15 protein-coding genes are annotated in these 16663 nt (G+C 74.0%); 8 read left to right on the top strand and 7 right to left on the bottom strand.

The genetic code is table 11. From position 1 onward, the window contains the following. The coding region (locus ACWGKU_RS22750) for a glycerate kinase (RefSeq protein ID WP_452191545.1) at positions 1-670 on the bottom strand (670 nt) is incomplete at its 3' end. Between the two features lie 199 nt (positions 671-869). Between ACWGKU_RS22750 and ACWGKU_RS22755 the strand changes: the two genes are divergently transcribed. Further along, entirely contained in the window at positions 870-1199 is a 330-nt protein-coding gene (locus ACWGKU_RS22755; protein WP_452191546.1) for an aromatic-ring hydroxylase C-terminal domain-containing protein, read from the top strand. A gap of 164 nt (positions 1200-1363) precedes the next feature. On the opposite strand, the gene ACWGKU_RS22760 is transcribed toward ACWGKU_RS22755, so the two are convergent. From ACWGKU_RS22760 to gcvPA, 6 genes are all read right to left on the bottom strand, one after another. Beyond that, a complete protein-coding gene (locus ACWGKU_RS22760) occupies positions 1364-1999 on the bottom strand; it encodes a DUF4937 domain-containing protein (RefSeq protein ID WP_452179241.1) in 636 nt (211 codons plus the stop codon). A 287-nt stretch (positions 2000-2286) separates the two neighbouring features. Then, complete coding sequence (locus tag ACWGKU_RS22765; protein WP_380548517.1) at positions 2287-2940, bottom strand: GntR family transcriptional regulator; 654 nt, start codon at positions 2938-2940, stop codon at positions 2287-2289. Between the two features lie 100 nt (positions 2941-3040). Continuing rightward, positions 3041-3787, bottom strand: a complete 747-nt coding sequence (locus tag ACWGKU_RS22770; protein ID WP_401047186.1) for an SDR family NAD(P)-dependent oxidoreductase — start codon at positions 3785-3787, stop codon at positions 3041-3043. Positions 3788-3807: 20 nt separating this feature from the next. Further along, positions 3808-4983, bottom strand: coding sequence for an ATP-NAD kinase family protein (locus tag ACWGKU_RS22775; RefSeq protein ID WP_452179242.1), 1176 nt, complete (start codon positions 4981-4983; stop codon positions 3808-3810). Continuing rightward, on the bottom strand, positions 4980-6578 hold the full coding sequence (gene gcvPB / locus ACWGKU_RS22780; RefSeq protein ID WP_452179243.1) for an aminomethyl-transferring glycine dehydrogenase subunit GcvPB: 1599 nt from the start codon (positions 6576-6578) through the stop codon (positions 4980-4982). Before gcvPB ends, ACWGKU_RS22775 begins: the two co-directional genes overlap by 4 nt. Beyond that, entirely contained in the window at positions 6575-7933 is a 1359-nt protein-coding gene (gcvPA, locus tag ACWGKU_RS22785) for an aminomethyl-transferring glycine dehydrogenase subunit GcvPA (RefSeq protein ID WP_401047195.1), read from the bottom strand. Before gcvPA ends, gcvPB begins: the two co-directional genes overlap by 4 nt. Positions 7934-8029: 96 nt before the next feature. Here gcvPA and ACWGKU_RS22790 point away from each other — a divergent pair, with 96 nt between their 5' ends. The 7 genes from ACWGKU_RS22790 (at position 8030) to ACWGKU_RS22820 (ending at position 16635) form a co-directional block, all read left to right on the top strand. After that, positions 8030-9421: an ABC transporter substrate-binding protein gene (locus ACWGKU_RS22790; protein ID WP_452179244.1), complete on the top strand. Its 1392-nt coding sequence runs from the start codon at positions 8030-8032 to the stop codon at positions 9419-9421. Positions 9422-9432: 11 nt separating this feature from the next. Further along, positions 9433-10371 carry a carbohydrate ABC transporter permease gene (locus tag ACWGKU_RS22795; protein ID WP_452179245.1) on the top strand — a complete coding sequence of 313 codons (939 nt, stop codon included), beginning with the start codon at positions 9433-9435 and terminating at the stop codon, positions 10369-10371. After that, entirely contained in the window at positions 10368-11228 is an 861-nt protein-coding gene (locus ACWGKU_RS22800; RefSeq protein WP_452179246.1) for a carbohydrate ABC transporter permease, read from the top strand. The genes ACWGKU_RS22795 and ACWGKU_RS22800 overlap by 4 nt, the downstream gene beginning before the upstream one ends. After that, on the top strand, positions 11225-13270 hold the full coding sequence (locus tag ACWGKU_RS22805; RefSeq protein WP_452179247.1) for a beta-galactosidase: 2046 nt from the start codon (positions 11225-11227) through the stop codon (positions 13268-13270). Before ACWGKU_RS22800 ends, ACWGKU_RS22805 begins: the two co-directional genes overlap by 4 nt. Next, positions 13267-15447 carry an MGH1-like glycoside hydrolase domain-containing protein gene (locus ACWGKU_RS22810; RefSeq protein ID WP_452179248.1) on the top strand — a complete coding sequence of 727 codons (2181 nt, stop codon included), beginning with the start codon at positions 13267-13269 and terminating at the stop codon, positions 15445-15447. The genes ACWGKU_RS22805 and ACWGKU_RS22810 overlap by 4 nt, the downstream gene beginning before the upstream one ends. Positions 15448-15489: 42 nt before the next feature. Beyond that, entirely contained in the window at positions 15490-16200 is a 711-nt protein-coding gene (locus ACWGKU_RS22815) for a ribonuclease H family protein (RefSeq protein WP_452179249.1), read from the top strand. A gap of 213 nt (positions 16201-16413) precedes the next feature. Next, a complete protein-coding gene (locus tag ACWGKU_RS22820; RefSeq protein WP_401052261.1) occupies positions 16414-16635 on the top strand; it encodes a hypothetical protein in 222 nt (73 codons plus the stop codon). The last annotated feature ends 28 nt before the right edge of the window (positions 16636-16663 follow it).

Below are 16663 nucleotides of genomic sequence, written 5' to 3' on the forward strand. Positions count from 1 at the left end.
CGGTGGTGCCGGGCAGGGCTGCCGCGACGGCGGCGATGGTGCCCTCGCCTCCGTCGGCCATCGGACGCGCGATCAGCTCGTCGCCCGGGCGCACCGAGCGCCAGCCGTCGGCCAGCGCCCGGGCGGCGTCGGTCGCCGTGACCGTCCCCTTGAAGTCGCCGTGACCGTCCCCTTGAAGGAGTCCGGGGCGAGGACGACCCTCATGCGCCCACCACGTGGGCCCGGTGGCGCTCGACCACCGTCGCGAGGGTCCGGTCCCCGGGGGTGTCCCAGATCTCCTGGTTGAAGATCTCGGTCTCATCGGGGTGGAGGGTCCGATCCAGGTGGTGCCGGGGTCGGCGTGCAGCACGGCCAGACCGGAGGGCGTCGCCACCCGGTCGCCCCATTCCTCGGTCCGGACCGGGACGGTCTCGCAGGGGTGCACCAGAGCGGCCACCGGGTGCTCGGGCGCGTCCTCGCGGGAGACCAGGTAGACCGGCGTGCCGCCGGGCCGCATCGGGAAGCCCGTGCCCTCCGGGCCCAGCGGGTCGTAGATCGTGCCGTGGTCGGCGGCCCCCCGGACCAGGCCGATCCGCTCGATCCGCCAGCCGTCGACGCTCCACCTCTCCCCGGACGGATCGGTCAGGGCCGTGATCAGTGCGGGCAGGTACTCGACATCGTCGTAGGACATCCGGTCTTCCCCAGAACTCGTAGGTGCGGGGGAGCGTAGAGCGTGCCTCCGACACCCCGCCCGGCGCGGGCCGGGGAGGACCGGACCGCCGCGTGCGGCCCGCCCGCCGCTGCGCGAACTCTTCGCCGAACTGCTCACCCACCAGGAGGTCGTCCAGCACCTCGCCGACCTCACCGCGGGCACCGACGTGCGCTACGACATGGGCATCACCGACCCCCACCCCGCAGTCGGCCGGTTCGCACCGGACCTGGAGCTGACCACCGGGACGGGGAAGGCCAGGATCGCCGAACTCGCCCGAAGCGCCCGGCCGTTGCTGATCGACCTGACCGAGGATCAGTCGCTGGCAGCCGCACTGGCGGAGGACCAGGACGCCGTCGAGGTCGTCGTCGCGAAGGACGGCCCGGCCGGCCTCACCGGTCTGCTGATCCGCCCCGACGGCTACGTGGCCTGGGCCGGCGGCTCACCCCGCCCCGACCCGGCCGAACAGGCCGAGCTGAGGACGGCCGTCGGGCGCTGGTTCGCGGTCTGACCAGCAGCGGTAGCAGCGGCAGCCGCCCGGCGCTGCCGGGGTTCCCCAGCGGTTCGCCGGCCGCCGTTACGGGCCGCCCGGGATGCGCGGGCGGGCCGGCACGTCCGCCGCGCCCGCGTGTCGAGCAGCCCGGCCAGCGCGTTCTTTCCGGAAATGGCGGTGGTTCAGGCGTCGGCCCCGATGTGCCAGGACGGTTCGAGGGGGAGCAGGTGTCCCGTCAGGGTGTGGACGTCGGTGGGGACGCCGGCGCGGGCGAGCAGGGCCGGGAGGTGGTGGGTGGTGTAGGCGTGGTGGGCGGCGGGGGTGGTCCAGAGGGTGGTGACGAGGTGGCGCTCGGGGGTGAGGCGGGTGACGGTGCCGCCCAGCATGCCGTCCGCCGCCGCCATGCCCGGGGCCCAGAGCTCGCGCTGGACGTCGAGGAAGTGGTCGGTGCGGCCGGGGTGGAGCCGGCAGTCGGCGGCGCGCAGGACGGTGGCGCGGGCGAGGGCGGCGGGGAGGGAGAGGGCCGCGCCCGGCATGGTGAGGACGACCGGGCCGGTGGCGACCTCGATCCCCGTGCAGCTGGAGCGCTGGTCGGCGTGGGCGGCGGCCCGGTCGTGGCGCTCGCGCATGAAGCGGGTGTACGCGGGCTCGTCGCTCCACAGGGCGAGCAGCAGGGCGCGGTCGGCGCCGGGTGCCCAGCCGCCGGTCTGGCCGACCAGGCCCGGCTGGTCGGAGATCGCCGACCAGCGGCGCTGTCCGGCGGCGAACACCTCGCGTGCTCCGGGGCGAACCCGGCAGTCGATCCACTTGCCGATCATGCGGGCCATCATGCTGCGGGGAGGCGGCGGAGAGGCAATCGGGCGTTGGTCCCGGGGGCGGTCGGACCAGGGGCGTAGGGCCTGCGCCGGGGGCCGTGGCCTGATGCGGCGCTGACGGGATGCGGTGGTGCCCGGATGCCGTGCTGTCCGGATGTTGCAGAGTCCCGTCATTGCCGCCTTCACTGCCGCCGGGCGAGAGTGTGGGCATGAACGACGCACCCCGCCTGCCGCATCCGGTCGTGATCCCGGTGTTCCCCGGAGTGAACGCGCTGGACGTGACCGGGCGTTCAGAGCGCGGCGACCGGGGGCAGGCGGTCCAGGATGCGTTCCATGCCGCTGGTCCAGTTGGCCTCCAGGGCGGTGACGGCCTGGTCGACGTCGCCTTCGAGCAGGCACTGGGCGATCCGCTCGTGCTCCTCGGCGGCGCGTTCCAGGATCTCGTGGTCGCCGACCACCACCCGCTCGTAGCGGTGCAGGGTGAGTTTCAGCGACTCGATCATCTCGCGCAGCCGGGCGTTGGCGCAGCCGGAGAGCAGCAGGGCGTGCCAGGCGTCGTCGTAGCGCTCTATGGTGCCGTGCGGGGCCTGGGGGGCGGAGAAGGCGCGGGCCTCGGCGAGCAGCCTGGGGGCGATCTCGGCCAGGTGGGCCGGGTCGGAGGTGCGCAGGGCCAGTGACTCCAGGGCGATCACGATCGCGGTGAGGTCGAGGAACTCCTGTTTGCCGGTGGGGGCGAAGCGGAAGCCCTTGCCGCGCTCGCTGGTGATGATGCCCTCGCGTTCCAGGCTGATCAGGGCCTCGCGCAGGGGGGTTCGGCTGACGCCCAGTTCCTCGGCGAGCTGGACCTCGTTGATCGACTCGCCGGGGGTGAACCGGCCGCGGCCGAGCTGCTCCAGGAGTTCGTCCTTCACCTGCTCGCGCAGCGGCCGCCGCTCGATCGCCATCAAACGTCCCTTCTTCCTCGGTCCGTAGCGTACCGGCCGGGCGACGCGTGCCGTCGCCCGGCCGTCGTACGGGGTTGCGGTGCTGTACGGTTCGCGGGCGTCAGGCGGTGCCGGCGCCGTCCACGGCGATGACCGCGCCGCTGACGAAGGCGGCGGCGTCGCTGGCCAGGAAGGCCACGGTCTGGGCGATGTCCCGGGGTTGGCCGATCCGGCCGAGCGGTCGGTCGGCGGCGTCGGTGTAGAAGGCGTCCGGGTTCTCGCCCAGCTGGCGGGCCTCCTCGGCGAGCATGCCGGTGTCGGTGTCGCCCGGGCAGACGCAGTTGACCCGGATGTTGTCCGGGCCGTGGTCGATGGCCATCGCCCGGGTCATGTTGACCACGGCGCCCTTGGAGGCGCAGTAGGAGACGGCCCGGCCGCCGCCCCTGATGCCCCAGCCGGAGCCGGTGTTGACGATGCTGCCGCCGCCGTTCGCGGCCATCAGCGGCACCACGAGTCCGCTGAGCAGCATGATCGAGCGGACGTTGACGGCCATCACCAGGTCCCAGTCCTCGTCGCTGATCCCGGTGACGGTGGAGCGGCGGATGATGCCGGCGTTGTTGAACAGCACGTCGACGCCGCCGTGCTGTTCGACGGTGGTGCGCACGGCCTGCTCGCAGTCGGCGCGCCGGGAGACGTCGCAGCGGACGAAGGTGCCGCCGATCTCCTTGGCGGCCCGTTCGCCGCGTTCGGTGTCGAGGTCGGCGAGGACGACGGCCGCGCCGAGTTCGGCGAGCAGGGCGGCGGTGGCCCGGCCGATGCCGGAGGCGGCGCCGGTGACGATCGCGCGCTTGCCGTGCAGGTCGATCATGGGGAACTCCTCTACAGGGGTCAGGCGGAGAGGCGGTACACGGCGCCGGAGCGGCGGCCGGTGATCACCCGGACGTGGCCGGCGAGGGCGTCGTCCAGGTCGGGGTCGCCGGTGTCGAGCAGCAGCGGGCGCCCGGCCAGGGCGGCGAGCTTCGCCTCGGTGGCGAGCACCAGCAGCCTCTCCCGGCCCGCGGCGCGCAGCAGTTCGGGGGTGAGCTGCTGGTTGCCGCGGCCGAGCAGGAAGCCCTGGCCGCCGATCGGGGAGAGGGCGATGTGGGGGGTGGTGGGCAGGGCGCGCAGCTGGTCGGCCCGGGCGTCGCGGATCAGGATCCGGGCGGCGGTGGCGAGGCCGTCGGAGCGGCCGGGCCCGAGGGCGCTGCCGGGGCCGAGTCGCAGCAGGTCGACGCCGGTCAGGCTGGCGCCGGGCGCGCCGAGCGCGGTGGCCACCGCGTGGGTGGTGCTGCCGGGTCCGAGGAGCAGCAGCCCGCCGGGGCCGACCCGTTCGGCGACCTCGGCGGCGAGGCCGGCGGGTGTCCCCGGGTCGGGTCCGGAGCTGCCGGTCTTGCGCTGCTGCACCCGGGCGGGCAGCACCGGGACGGTCAGCCGGCCGTGGAGCCGGGCGGAGACCCGGCCGGCCCGCAGCGCGGCCTCGTCCCGGTCCACCACCTCGGCGGCCTCCAGGCGCACGCCCCGGCCGGTGGCCCAGGCCGCCGCGACCTCGGCGGCGGCCCGGGGGTGGACGGCGAACACGGCGGAGTGCATCTTGACCCCGGCCGGGATGCCGAGCACGGGCAGGCGGGGCTCGGGCCCGAGGGCGTCCAGGACGTCGCGGGCGGTGCCGTCGCCGCCGCAGAACAGCAGCAGTCCGGCGCCGGCCGCGACCAGGGCGCGCACCGCGGCCCGGGTGTCGTCGGCGGTGGTGTCCGCCGCGCCGGGCCGGTGGACGACGCGTGCGGTGCGGCCGGCGGCCCGGGCGGCGTCGACGCCCATCGCGCCGTCGGCCGTGATCAGGTCCACGTCGGGCGGCAGCCGCCGGAGGGTCAGCGCGGCCCGGGCGACGGCCTGCGGGCGGGCTCCGAGTGCCAGGGCCCGTCGCTGGACCTCGGCGCCGTCGCTGCCCTTGAGGCCGACCCGGCCGCCGAGGCCGGCGACCGGGTTGACCACGAGCCCGATCCGGGCGCTCGGGGCGGAGGTCACGGCTGCTCGCCGAGGACCTTGCGGCGGTAGGCGCGCCAGCTGACCGCCCAGACCGCCGGGTCGTCCAGCGGCTCGTGCCGGATCCGGTGCACGGTGGAGTTGTGCGGCGCGGTGCGGACGGTCTCCGGGTCCTCGTACGCCTCGCGGGCGACCTCGGCGAGGATCGCCGCGTACTCGTCCAGGTCGGCCCGGGAGTAGGACTCGGTGGGCTCCAGGGTCATCGGCTCGGGGACGACGTACGGGTGGTGGCTGGTCCAGTAGTGGGTGCCGAAGTCGGCGGCGCGGTAGCCGAGGTCCTCGCTGTGCAGGCCGGTGTCCTCGTTGAGCTGCTGCCAGCTGTAGCGGACCTGTTCGACCCGGGGGCGCCCGTCGGCGTAGGGGACGGAGACGCCGCGGATCTGCCGTACCCGGTGCAGCAGGTAGTTGTTGTTGAGGACGGCGGTCTCGGCGGCCTCGCGCAGCCCCTCGGCGCCCAGGGCCGTGATCCAGGCGTAGGCGCGCACCAGGTTCGGGACGACGCCCAGGTAGGGGCGGATCTTGCCGATCGAGTCCGGCCGGTCGTCGTCCAGGACGTACCGCTCGCCGTCGAACTCGACGGTGGGGCGCGGCAGGTAGGGTGCCAGCTCGGCGGTGACGCCGCAGGCGCCGGCGGCCGGGCCGCCGCAGGCGTGCGGGGTGGAGAAGGTCTTGTGCAGGTTGAAGTGGCACAGGTCGAAGCCGGCCTCGCGGGCCCGGGTGATGCCGAGGATGCCGTTGGCGTTGGCCTGGTCGTAGGCGCACAGGCCGCCGGCCTCGTGGACGATCCGGACGAACTCGGCGATCCGGGGGTTGTAGATGCCGGTGTCCTCGGGGTTGGTGATGAGCAGTGCGGCGGTGCGCGGGCCGACGGCGGCGCGCAGCGCCTCGATGTCGGGGTAGCCGTCGGCGTCGGGGTGCAGGGTGATCACCCGGAAGCCGGCGGTCTTGGCGCAGGCGGCGTTGGAGGGGTGGGAGAAGGCGGTGGTGATGATCTCGTCGCGCTGCTCCAGCTCGCCGCGCGCGGCGTGGTGGGCGCGGATCACCGAGACGTTGGTCCAGATCGCCGCCGAGCCCGCGCCGGGCTGGAGGCTGACCCGGTCCATGCCGGAGATCTCCTTGAGCAGCTGCTCCAGCCGGTGGACGAGTTCGAGGACGCCCTGGACGGTGGAGGCGTCCTGTGCGGGGTGCAGGGCGGCGATCCTGGGGTCGCGGACGAAGGTGTCGTTGACCTTGGGGCTGTACTTCATGGTGCAGGTGCCCTGGCCGACGTCGACGTTGAGGTCGGCGCCGAGGTTCTCCTGGGAGAGCCGCAGGTAGTGCCGGAGCACCTGTTGCTGGCCGAGTTCGGGCAGGGCGGGCGGGGCGCTGCGGCGCAGTGCGGCGGGCAGCCGTTCGGCCGGGTCGCCGACGGCGGCGGTGACGGCGGGCTCGGGCAGCGGGGGCAGGACGCCGCGCTCGCCGGGCGCGCCGAGCTCGAAGATCAGCTTCTCGTCCCAGCGGGCCTGGTGGAAGCGGCGCAGGGCGGGTTTGGGGGCGATCCGCGGGTCCACGGACCCGGTGTTCGGGTGGTTCGTCACTTGACGATCTCCTCAAGCGCGTCGGCGAGGCGGTCGATGTCGGCCCGGGTGTGCAGCTCGGTCACGCAGTAGCGGCCCTGGTGGGGGCCGGCCGGGGTGCCGCCGTGCAGGCCGTGGGCGAGCAGCGCCTCGGAGATCTCGGCGGCGGTGCGCTCGCCGGTGTAGCGGACGGTGAAGTCGGCGAAGTGCACGGCCTGCGGGTCCGCCAGGTCGATGCCGGGGACGAGGGCGAGGCGTCGGCGGGCGTAGGCGGTGTTGGCGAGGATCGTCGCGCCGATCTCCCGCATGCCGTGCGGGCCCATCAGCGCGAGGTAGACCCCGGCGGCGATGCCGTGCAGGGCGGCGGCGGTGCCGACCCATTCCTTGCCCTCCTCGCGCAGCGCGAAGGAGGTGCGCTCGTACGCGACGTCGCCGAAGCCGTACTCGCCGGGGACGTCGGTGGGGGTGAGCCCGAACAAACGGCTGGGGTACTCGGCGACCAGGCGTTCGTCGTCGGCGCTGGCGATGAAGCCCGCGTTGCCGCCGCCGTAGCCGGGGTGGATGCCGAGCGGCTGGAGGTCGCCGCAGGTGAGGTCGGCGCCGAGTTCGGCGGGCGGGGTGAGCACACCGAGGCTGATCGGGTTGACGTGGACGACGGCCAGCGCCCCGGCGCCGTGGGCGAGTTCGATGTACTGCGGCAGCTCGTGGTCCACCAGGCCGTCGTGGTCGGTGAGTTGGGCGTAGACGGCGGCCACGTCGCCCTCGGCCAGGGCCGCCCGGACGGCGGCGGGCTCGGCGGGGACGGGCACCAGCTCGTGGATGCCCCGGACGTAGTCGTGGATCCGGGAGAGCCGGTCCGGGTCGATCGCGCCGACCAGCACCAGCCGGCGCCGCCCGGTGACCCGTCCGGCCATCCGCAGCGCCGTGGCGGCGGCCTGGAAGCCGTCGTACGTCGGCACGTTGACGACGTCGACGGCCAGCAGCTCGGCCATCAGCGACTGGTACTCCCACAGCGCCTGGAAGCGGCCGTGGTCCTCGTACGGCTCGCCCGCGTAGGCGGTGAGGAACTCGCTGCGGTTGACGATCTCGTCCACCACGGCGGGCACGTGGTGGCGGTAGCAGCCGGCGCCGAGGAAGCTGCGGCCCGGCGGGACGGCGGTGTTGCGGGAGAGCAGCTCCTCCATGTGGGCGACCAGCCGGGCCTCGGAGCCGAGCGGCTCGGGCAGTCGCAGCGGGCGGTCCAGTCGGAGGGCGGCGGGGATGTCGGCGTAGAACTCCTCGACGTCCTGGGCGCCGACCGCCGCCAGCATCGCTTTCCTCACCTGCGGGGCGGAGTTGGGGATGTACGGGTGGGTTCGGGGGACGCGTGTGCTCATGCTGGCACCTTCCGCGATTTCAGTCACAAGCCTTGACGGGGTTGTGAATGCTGAGTTCTGTATACAGCATTCGGCATTCACCAGTCGGGAGGCAAGATGTCCGCAGAAACCCGGCACGAAAAACATCCCCAACTCGCCGTCGACCAGGGCGGATTCAGTGCGGGCCCGGCACGCCGCCGGATCCTCGCCGCCGGACTCGCCGGCGGCGCCCTGCTGTTGGCCGGCGCCACCGGCTGCGCGACCGGCGGCGCCGGCGGCACCAGCGCCAAGCAGCTCGCCGGCAGCCCGGGCGCCACCCTCGCCGGGAAGGTCACCATCTGGTCCTGGGACGTCGCCGCCAAGGCCATGCAGCGCCTCGGCAAGGTCTTCGAACAGGCCCACCCCGGAACGACCGTCGAGGTGGTGGACATCGGCTACGACAACGCCTACGACAAGATCACCGTCGGACTCGGCGCCGGCAGTGGCCTGCCCGACATCCTCACCGTCGAGGGCCACAAACTCCCCACCTACATCGGCAACTTCCCGAACGCCCTGGTCGACCTCACCGGCCGCGCCGCCGACCTCAAGTCCCACTACCCGCAGGCCTCCTGGCGCACCGTGACGGACGCCCGGGGCCGGGTCCTCGCGCTGCCCTGGGACAGCGGGCCGTGCGCCCTGTTCTACCGGCGCGACCTCTTCCAGCAGGCCGGCATCGACCCGGCGGGCCTCGCCACCTGGGACGACTACGTCACCGCCGGCACCGCCCTCAAGGCCGCCACCGGCAAAAAGATGCTCATCCTGGACGCCAAGCAGGACAGCCTCTTCGCCATGCTGCTCCAGCAACAGGGCCAGCGCTGGTTCACCGACGGCAAAGTGGCCGTCGCCACCCCCGCCGCCGAACGCGCCCTCACCCTGCTGAAACAGCTCGTCGACCGCGACCTGGTGGACTTCGAGAACGGCTGGGACGGGTTCGTCTCCGGCACCCACGACGGCAAGGCCGCCACCACCCCCACCGCCGCCTGGTGGGACGGCACCCTCACCACCGAAATGGCCGACCTCAGCGGCAAGTTCGGCGTCGTCCCGCTGCCCGCCTTCGCCCCCGGCGGCACCCGCACCTCCAACAGCGGCGGCTCCACCCTGTGCGTCACCGCGCAGAGCCGGAACCCGGAGACGGCCTGGGCGTTCCTCTCCTTCCTGCTCGCCGACAAGGCCAACCAGGCCTCGATGATGCAGCACGAAGGCCTCTTCCCCGCCTACCTCCCCGCCCTGGACGACCCGTACTTCCAGCAGCCCTCCCCCTACTACGGCGGCCAGCCCGCCATGCAGCTGTTCGCCGGGCTCACCCGCGACATCCCCGCCGTCGAGCTCACCGCCGACGACTCCAAGGCCGGCGACATCGTCACCACCGCCGTCAACCAGGTGCTGCACAACGGTGCCGACCCGGGCACCGTGCTGCGCTCCGCCGCCCGCCAGATCGCCACCGCCACCGGCCGCCAAACGGTCGCGTAGGGGCGGGCCCGATGACCAGTCCTCCGGTGTCCCTGCGCGAACCCGCGGCCCCCGCCCAGGCCGCCCCCGCCCCCGCCCGCCGCCGCCGGCGCTCCCCACGCACCGCCGCCTGGCTGTTCGCCGGGCCCACGACCGCGCTCTTCGTCGCCTTCTTCGCCTACCCGCTCGGCGCCAGCCTCTACCAGAGCTTCACCGCCCGCCGCGACGGCGCCGACGTCTGGGTCGGCCTGGACCAGTACCGGCGGATGCTCCACGACCCCGCCTTCCTGCACTCCCTGGTCAACACCGGCCTGATCCTCGCCGTCCAGGTACCGGTGATGATCGGCCTCGCCCTGGTGCTCGCCGTCCTGCTCAACCAGTCCTGGCTGCGCTTCAGGGCCGGCTGGCGGGCGGTGTTCTTCCTGCCCGCGATCACCACCCTGGTCGCCTACGCCGTGGTCTTCCAGGTCCTGCTGCGCACCGACGGCGGACTCGCCAACCAGTTCCTCCAGGCCCTCGGCCTCGGCCCGGTCGACTGGCTCAACTCGCCCACCTGGGCCAGGATCTCGCTGATCGGCTCGGTCACCTGGCGGTGGACCGGCTACAACGCGGTGATCCTGCTCGCCGGACTGCACGCCATCGGCCGCGACCAGTACGAGGCCGCCGCCCTCGACGGCGCCGGCGCCGTGCGCACCTACACCGGCGTGATCCTGCCGCAGCTGCGCCCGGTCGTGCTGTTCTGCGTCATCACCTCCACCATCGGCACCCTGCAACTCTTCGACGAGAACTACGTGCTGACCCGCGGCGGCCCCGGCGACGCGACCCTCACCCCCGTGGTCTACCTCTACAAGGTCGGCTTCCAGCAGCTCGACTTCGGCTACGCGGCGGCCATCGCCTGGGTGGTCGTGCTGATCATCGCGGCGGTCTCGCTGCTCCAGTTCCGGCTCTACGGAAGGGAGCGCCGCCGATGACCACCACCGCGCCGCTCAGGCCCGGCCGCACCCCGCTGCCCGCCCGGCTCGGCCGGATCGCCGTCCTGGCCGCCCTCGCTCTCGGCGCCGTGCTCAGCCTGGTGCCCTTCGCCTGGATGCTGATCGCCAGCACCCACAGCAGCTCCGAACTGTTCCACTCCCCGCCGCCGTTCCTGCCCGGCGGCGAGCTGCTGCGCAACCTCGCGCACCTCCAGGAGACCATCGGCTTCGGCCGGGTGCTGCTCAACAGCCTCGGAATCGCCGTCGTCTACACCCTGCTCAGCTCGCTGCTGTCCGCGATGTGCGGCTACGGACTGGCCAAGTACCGCTTCCGCGGCCGCGGACTGCTGCTCGGCCTGGTCCTGGCGACCATGATGATCCCCCTGCAGGTGCTGCTCGTCCCGCTGTTCCAGATGATGGCCAGCCTCGGCTGGATCGACAGCTACCAGGCCGTGATCGTGCCCTTCCTGGCCAACTCCTTCGGCATCCTGCTGATGCGCCAGGGCTTCCTGGACTTCCCCGACGAACTGCTGGAGTCGGCCCAGATCGACGGCTCCGGCGAGCTGCGCACCTTCTACCAGGTCGTCCTGCCGTGCGTGCGGCCGCAACTGGGCGCGCTGGTGATCTTCACCTTCATGGGCCAGTGGAACAGCTTCATCTGGCCGCTGCTGATGCTCAACACCGAGGACAAGTACACCGTGCCGGTCGCGCTCAACACGCTGACCGGGCTGACCCACGTCGACTACTCCGGCCTGATGCTCGGCTCCTTCCTGGCCACCCTCCCGCTGATGGTGCTCTTCCTGGTCTTCCAGCGGCAGTTCGTGGCGGGCCTGCTGGGCGGAGCACTGAAGGGATGACCACGACCGTGACCAAGGACCGCCTCACCCGGGTGCCAGGACTGCTGTACGGCGGGGACTGGAACCCCGAGCAGTGGCCCGAACAGGTGTGGGCCGAGGACGTGAAACTGATGGCCGAGGCCGGGGTCAACCTGGTCACCGTCGGCGTGTTCTCCTGGGCCCGGCTCCAACCCGACGCCCACAGCTGGGACTTCGGCTGGCTGGACCGCCTGCTCGACCTCGTGCACCGGCACGGCATCGCCGTCGACCTGGCCACCGCCACCGCCTCCCCGCCCGCCTGGCTGGTCCGCGCCCACCCCGAACTGCTGCCGGTCACCGCCGACGGCGTACGGCTGGAGTTCGGCTCGCGCCAGCACTACTGCCCCTCCTCGCCGGCCTACCGGGACGCCGCCGTCCGGCTCACCCGGGCCCTCGCCGAGCGCTACCGCCACCACCCCGCCCTCGCCCTGTGGCACGTCCACAACGAGTACGGCGACCACGTCGAGGAGTGCTTCTGCCCCGCCTCGGCCGCCGACTTCCGCCGCTGGCTGCGCGAACGGCACGGCGACATCGAGGAGTTGAACCGCTCCTGGGGCACCGCCTTCTGGTCGCAGCACTACGGCTCCTTCGAGCAGATCGAGCCGCCGCGCACCGCGCCGGGCCCGGTCAACCCCACCCAGCTGCTGGACTGGCGCCGGTTCTGCTCGGACGCGCTGCTCGCCCTGCACCGTGCCGAGAAGGCCGTCCTGGACGAGGTCTCGCCCGGCGTCCCGGTCACCACCAACTTCATGTCGATGCTCAAGGCCCTGGACTACTGGGAGTGGAGCCGGCACGAGGACTTCGTCTCCGACGACGCCTACCCCGACCCGGCCGACCCGCGCGCCCACGTCAACGCCGCGATGAACTACGACCTGATGCGCTCGCTCAAGGGCGGCCGCCCCTGGCTGCTGATGGAACAGGCCCCCTCCGCGGTCAGCTGGCGGTCGGTCAACGTGCCCAAACCCCCCGACCTCCACCGCCTCTGGTCGCTGCAGGCACTGGCCCGCGGCGCCGACGGCGTGCTGCACTTCCAGTGGCGCGCCTCGGTGGCCGGCGCCGAGAAGTTCCACAGCGCGATGCTCCCGCACCGGGGCACCGCCTCGCGCGGCTGGCAGGAGACCCTGCGCCTCGGCACCGAACTGCGCCGCCTCGGCGAACTCGCCGGCAGCCGGCTGCGCGGGCGGGCCGCCGTCCTGCTCGACTGGGACAGCTGGTGGGCGCTGGAACTGGACGACCACCCCTCCGCCCGGATGCGCTGGCCCGAGCTGCTCCGCCCCTGGTACGCGGCACTGTACGAGCGCGGCGTCACCGTCGACTTCGTCCCGCCCACCGCCGGACTCGACGGCTACCCGCTGGTACTCGCCCCCAACCTGTACCTGCTCGACACCGCCACCGCCGACCGGCTCACGACCTACGTACGGGACGGCGGCCGGCTGGTCTGCGGTCCGTTCAGCGGCATCGCCGACCGGCACGACCACATCCACCCCGGCGGCCACCCCGGGCCGCTGCGCGAGCTGCTCGGGATCGTCGTCGACGAGCACTGGCCGCTCCCGGACGGCGCGACCACCGCCGTCGTCCTCGCCCCGGACGGCACCCGGCTGCGGGCCGAACGCTGGAGCGAATGGATCGAGACCGAGACCGCCGAGGCCGTCGCCCACTACGGCTCCGGCGAGCTGGCAGGCCTCCCGGCCGTCACCCGCAACCGCCTGGGCACCGGCAGCGCCTGGTACCTGAGCTGCCACCTCGGCGCCGACACCGGCCCGGTGCTCGACCGGGCGCTCGCCGAAGCCGGGGTGGGCGCCGAACTGCCCGGCCTGCCGGAGGACGTCGAGGCCACCCGCCGGCACGCCACCGACGGCACCGACTACCTCTTCCTGCTCAACCACGGCCCCGTCGAGCGGCTAGTGCCCCTCGACGCGCCCGGCACCGACCTGCTCACCGGCACCGCCACCGGCGACGCCGTCACCCTCGCGCCGCTCGGCGCCGCCGTCCTCCGACTCCCCGCCGCCGAGGAGCGCCCGTGAACCCGCTGACCCGCCGCCACTTCCTCGCCGCCTCGGCGGTCGCCGCCGCCGGCACCCTGACCGCCCCGGCCACCGCCCACGGCCAGGAAGGACCGGAAGAACAGGGAGGATTCGACGCCGAACGCTACGCCGACGTCCTCGACCTGCACGGCACCCCCGCCCAGGCCTACCCCGGCGACGCCCGCGGCAACAACCCGATCACCGTCTTCGCCGACCTCGGCGCCTGGCACGCCTACGCCCTGCCCCGACCGGCAGACCGGCCCGGCGGCTTCACCGGCCCGCTGTACCTCGCCCAGGAATACCCGTGGTGGCTCAGCGACGGCCTGACCCGCCTCCAACTCACCGAACAGGGCAGCCCCCTGGACCTCGGCGCCGGCGCCCCCGCGCGCGGCACCTCGCTGCCCGGCCTGCTGCGGCTGGCCCACGACCTCGGCGGCGGCCTCGCCCTCACCCTGGAACTGCGCTTCGCCGGCAACCGCACCGCCCTGCTCCGGGCCCGCCTCACCAACACCGGCCCGGCCGTACGGACCCTGGCCGCCGCCTGGACCGGCCGGCTGCTGCGCCCCGCCACCGGCCCCCAGCACATAGCGCCGCGACTGGTCGCCGCCGAACGCGGCGTGGAGGTGCGCTTCGCCAAGGTCCGGCAGACCTGGGACTACCTCACCGACGGCACCGAGTGCTTCGCCGTCCGCCACGCCCGGCCCGTCCGGGTCGTGCTGAGCGCCGACGGCGACGAGCACCGCACCGAATTCGCCGAGCCGGTGCGGCTGGCGCCGGGGGAGAGCCGCCACCTGGACTGGACCGAGAGCTACACCTTCACCGAGGCCGAGTACGCCCGGGCCGCGAAGGAGGCGGACACCGCGCTGCGCGCCCCGGAGCGGGTCGCGGCGGAGGGCACCGCCCGCTGGCACGGGTACGTCACCCGGGCCACCGAGGGCGTCCCCGCCGCCCGCCGGCGCACCGCCGTCAAATGCGTGCAGACCCTGGTCACCAACTGGCGCAGCCCGGCCGGACGGATCCGGCACGACGCCGTCACCCCCACGCTCTCCTACAAGTGGTTCAGCGGGGTCTGGGCCTGGGACACCTGGAAGCAGGCCGTCGGCACCGCCGCCTTCGCCCCCGGCCTCGCCGCCGACCAGATCCGGGCGGTCTTCGACCACCAGGTGCCGGCGGGCTCCGCCGAGCGCCCGCAGGACGCCGGCATGGTCCCCGACTGCGTCTTCTACAACGACCCGGCCACCGGCGGCGGCAACTGGAACGAGCGCAACTCCAAGCCCCCGCTGGCCGCCTGGGCGGTCTGGGAGGTCTACAAGCGCAGCGGCGACCGCGCCTTCCTGCGGGAGCTGCTGCCCCGGCTGACCGCCTACCAGGACTGGTGGTACCGCACCCGCGACCACCTCGGCGAGGGCCTGTGCGAGTACGGCGCCACCGCGGACCCGGCCAACGCGAACGCCGAGGACTGCCGGGAGGCGGCGGCCTGGGAGTCCGGCATGGACAACGCCCCGCGCTTCGACGCCGCCGGCGTCCTCCCCAACCGGGACGCGAACGGGACACTGCTCGGCTGGTCGCTCGACCAGCACTCGGTCGACCTCAACGCCTACCTGGCCGCCGACCACCGCCACCTGGCGCTGATCGCCGCCGAACTCGGCGACCGGCCCGCCGCCCAGCGGCTGCGCGCCCGCGCCGACCGGATCGACGCCGCCGTGCGCGACACCATGTACGACCCGGCCGGCGGCTGGTTCCACGACACCGACCTGGCCACCGGCGCCCGGCTCACCGCCCGGGGCCGCGGCATCGAGGGCGCCATCCCGCTCTGGTCCGGCACCGCCACCGCCGCCCAGGCCCGCACCGTCCGCCGGCTGCTGCTCGACCCGGCGGAGTTCGGCACCGCCATGCCGTTCCCCACCGTGGCCCGCAGCTCGCCGTCCTTCGACCCGGCCGGCTACTGGCGCGGCCTGGCCTGGCTCGACCAGACCTACTTCGCCGTCGAAGGCCTGCGCCGCTACGGCTGGGAGCAGGACGCCCGGCGGACGGTCGAGCGGCTGCTGGCCACCGCCGCCGGACTGGCCGGGGACGGCCCGGTCCGGGAGAACTACGACCCGCTGACGGGGGAGGGGCGCAGCTCGACCAACTTCAGCTGGTCGGCGGCGCTGCTGCTGCTCCTGCTGCGCACCTGAGCGACTTTGGCTCCGGGCCGTCCGACCAGGCATGATCGGGGCATGGTCGAACGAGTCATTGCAGCGTGTGACGGAGCAGCCAAGGGCAACCCCGGTCCGGCGGGCTGGGCGTACGTGGTCGCGGACGCCACCGGGGCGCCCCGGCGCTGGCAGGCCGGCGCGCTCGGGCACAGCACCAACAACGTGGGCGAGCTGACGGCGCTGCGGCAGCTGCTGGCCGCGACGGACCCGGCGGTGCCGCTGGAGGTGCGGCTGGACAGCACCTACACCCGTGACTCGGTGACGAAGTGGCTGAAGGGCTGGAAGCGCAACGGCTGGAAGACGGCGGCCGGCAAGCCGGTCGCCAACCAGGAGCTGATCCAGGCGATCGACGCCCTGCTGGAGGGCCGGGACGTCACCTTCGTGTACGTGCCGGCCCACCAGGTGGACGGCGACCCGCTGAACGCCATCGCCGACAAGGCCGCCAGCGACGCCGCCCGCACCCAGCAGGACGCCTCCGGTACCGCCGCCGACCTGCCGGTCCCCGACCCGGCCGCCGCCACGAAGGCCCCCAGGGCGCGCACCGCCCGGCCCGCCACCTCCGCCGGTACCGGTACCGGTACCGGCGCCGCCAAGCGGAGCGGCGGCTCGCGCACCCTGAACGCCCGCTTCCCCGGCACCTGCCCGTGCAGCCGCCCGTACGCCAAGGGCGACAAGATCACCAAGGTCGGCGGCTCCTGGGGCCACCCGGAGTGCGCCGCCGCCCACGCCTGACGGCGGGCGGGCGGGCGGGCGCCCGTGCCCGTGCCGGAGAACGGGCGGATCCGGCGGCCGTCGCGCGGCATCTGGACGCCCGGACGCAGACCGTCTACGAGGCCCTCGCGCTGGGGCCCGAGGTGAAGCCGTCCGACGTGCGCCGGCCGGACGACGGGATCACGGCCCGGGCAGGCCCTGACGGCCCAGGGGTGGACGGTCGCTCCGGCCGACGTGTCCGGCCAGGTCCTCGTCCTGATGCTGACGCCGCCGGCCACCGGCCCGGGGTCCCTCCCCGAGCAGGCCCTCGTGCGCTTCGACCCCGCGGACCACACCCTCGCGGTCACCGCGAGCAGCGGGTGCGTCCACTACCCCGACGACACACCGGTGGACCAGGAGGGCAAGCCGGCCGACCTGCCGACCGGCACGGCACCGGCGCCGCCGCCCGGCCGGTGACCGCGGGCCGGGCGCATGTGCCCGGCCG

The organism is Kitasatospora sp. NPDC054768 (assembly GCF_053612025.1).

Bases quoted from the DNA above. Each gene is read 5' to 3' on its own strand.
- ACWGKU_RS22755 (WP_452191546.1), top strand. From the start codon at position 870: ATGGGCATCACCGACCCCCACCCCGCAGTCGGCCGGTTCGCACCGGAC.
- ACWGKU_RS22760 (WP_452179241.1), bottom strand. From the start codon at position 1,999: ATGATCGGCAAGTGGATCGACTGCCGGGTTCGCCCCGGAGCACGCGAG.
- ACWGKU_RS22765 (WP_380548517.1), bottom strand. From the start codon at position 2,940: ATGGCGATCGAGCGGCGGCCGCTGCGCGAGCAGGTGAAGGACGAACTC.
- ACWGKU_RS22770 (WP_401047186.1), bottom strand. From the start codon at position 3,787: ATGATCGACCTGCACGGCAAGCGCGCGATCGTCACCGGCGCCGCCTCC.
- gcvPA (WP_401047195.1), bottom strand. From the start codon at position 7,933: ATGAGCACACGCGTCCCCCGAACCCACCCGTACATCCCCAACTCCGCC.
- ACWGKU_RS22790 (WP_452179244.1), top strand. From the start codon at position 8,030: ATGTCCGCAGAAACCCGGCACGAAAAACATCCCCAACTCGCCGTCGAC.
- ACWGKU_RS22795 (WP_452179245.1), top strand. From the start codon at position 9,433: ATGACCAGTCCTCCGGTGTCCCTGCGCGAACCCGCGGCCCCCGCCCAG.
- ACWGKU_RS22800 (WP_452179246.1), top strand. From the start codon at position 10,368: ATGACCACCACCGCGCCGCTCAGGCCCGGCCGCACCCCGCTGCCCGCC.
- ACWGKU_RS22805 (WP_452179247.1), top strand. From the start codon at position 11,225: ATGACCACGACCGTGACCAAGGACCGCCTCACCCGGGTGCCAGGACTG.
- ACWGKU_RS22815 (WP_452179249.1), top strand. From the start codon at position 15,490: ATGGTCGAACGAGTCATTGCAGCGTGTGACGGAGCAGCCAAGGGCAAC.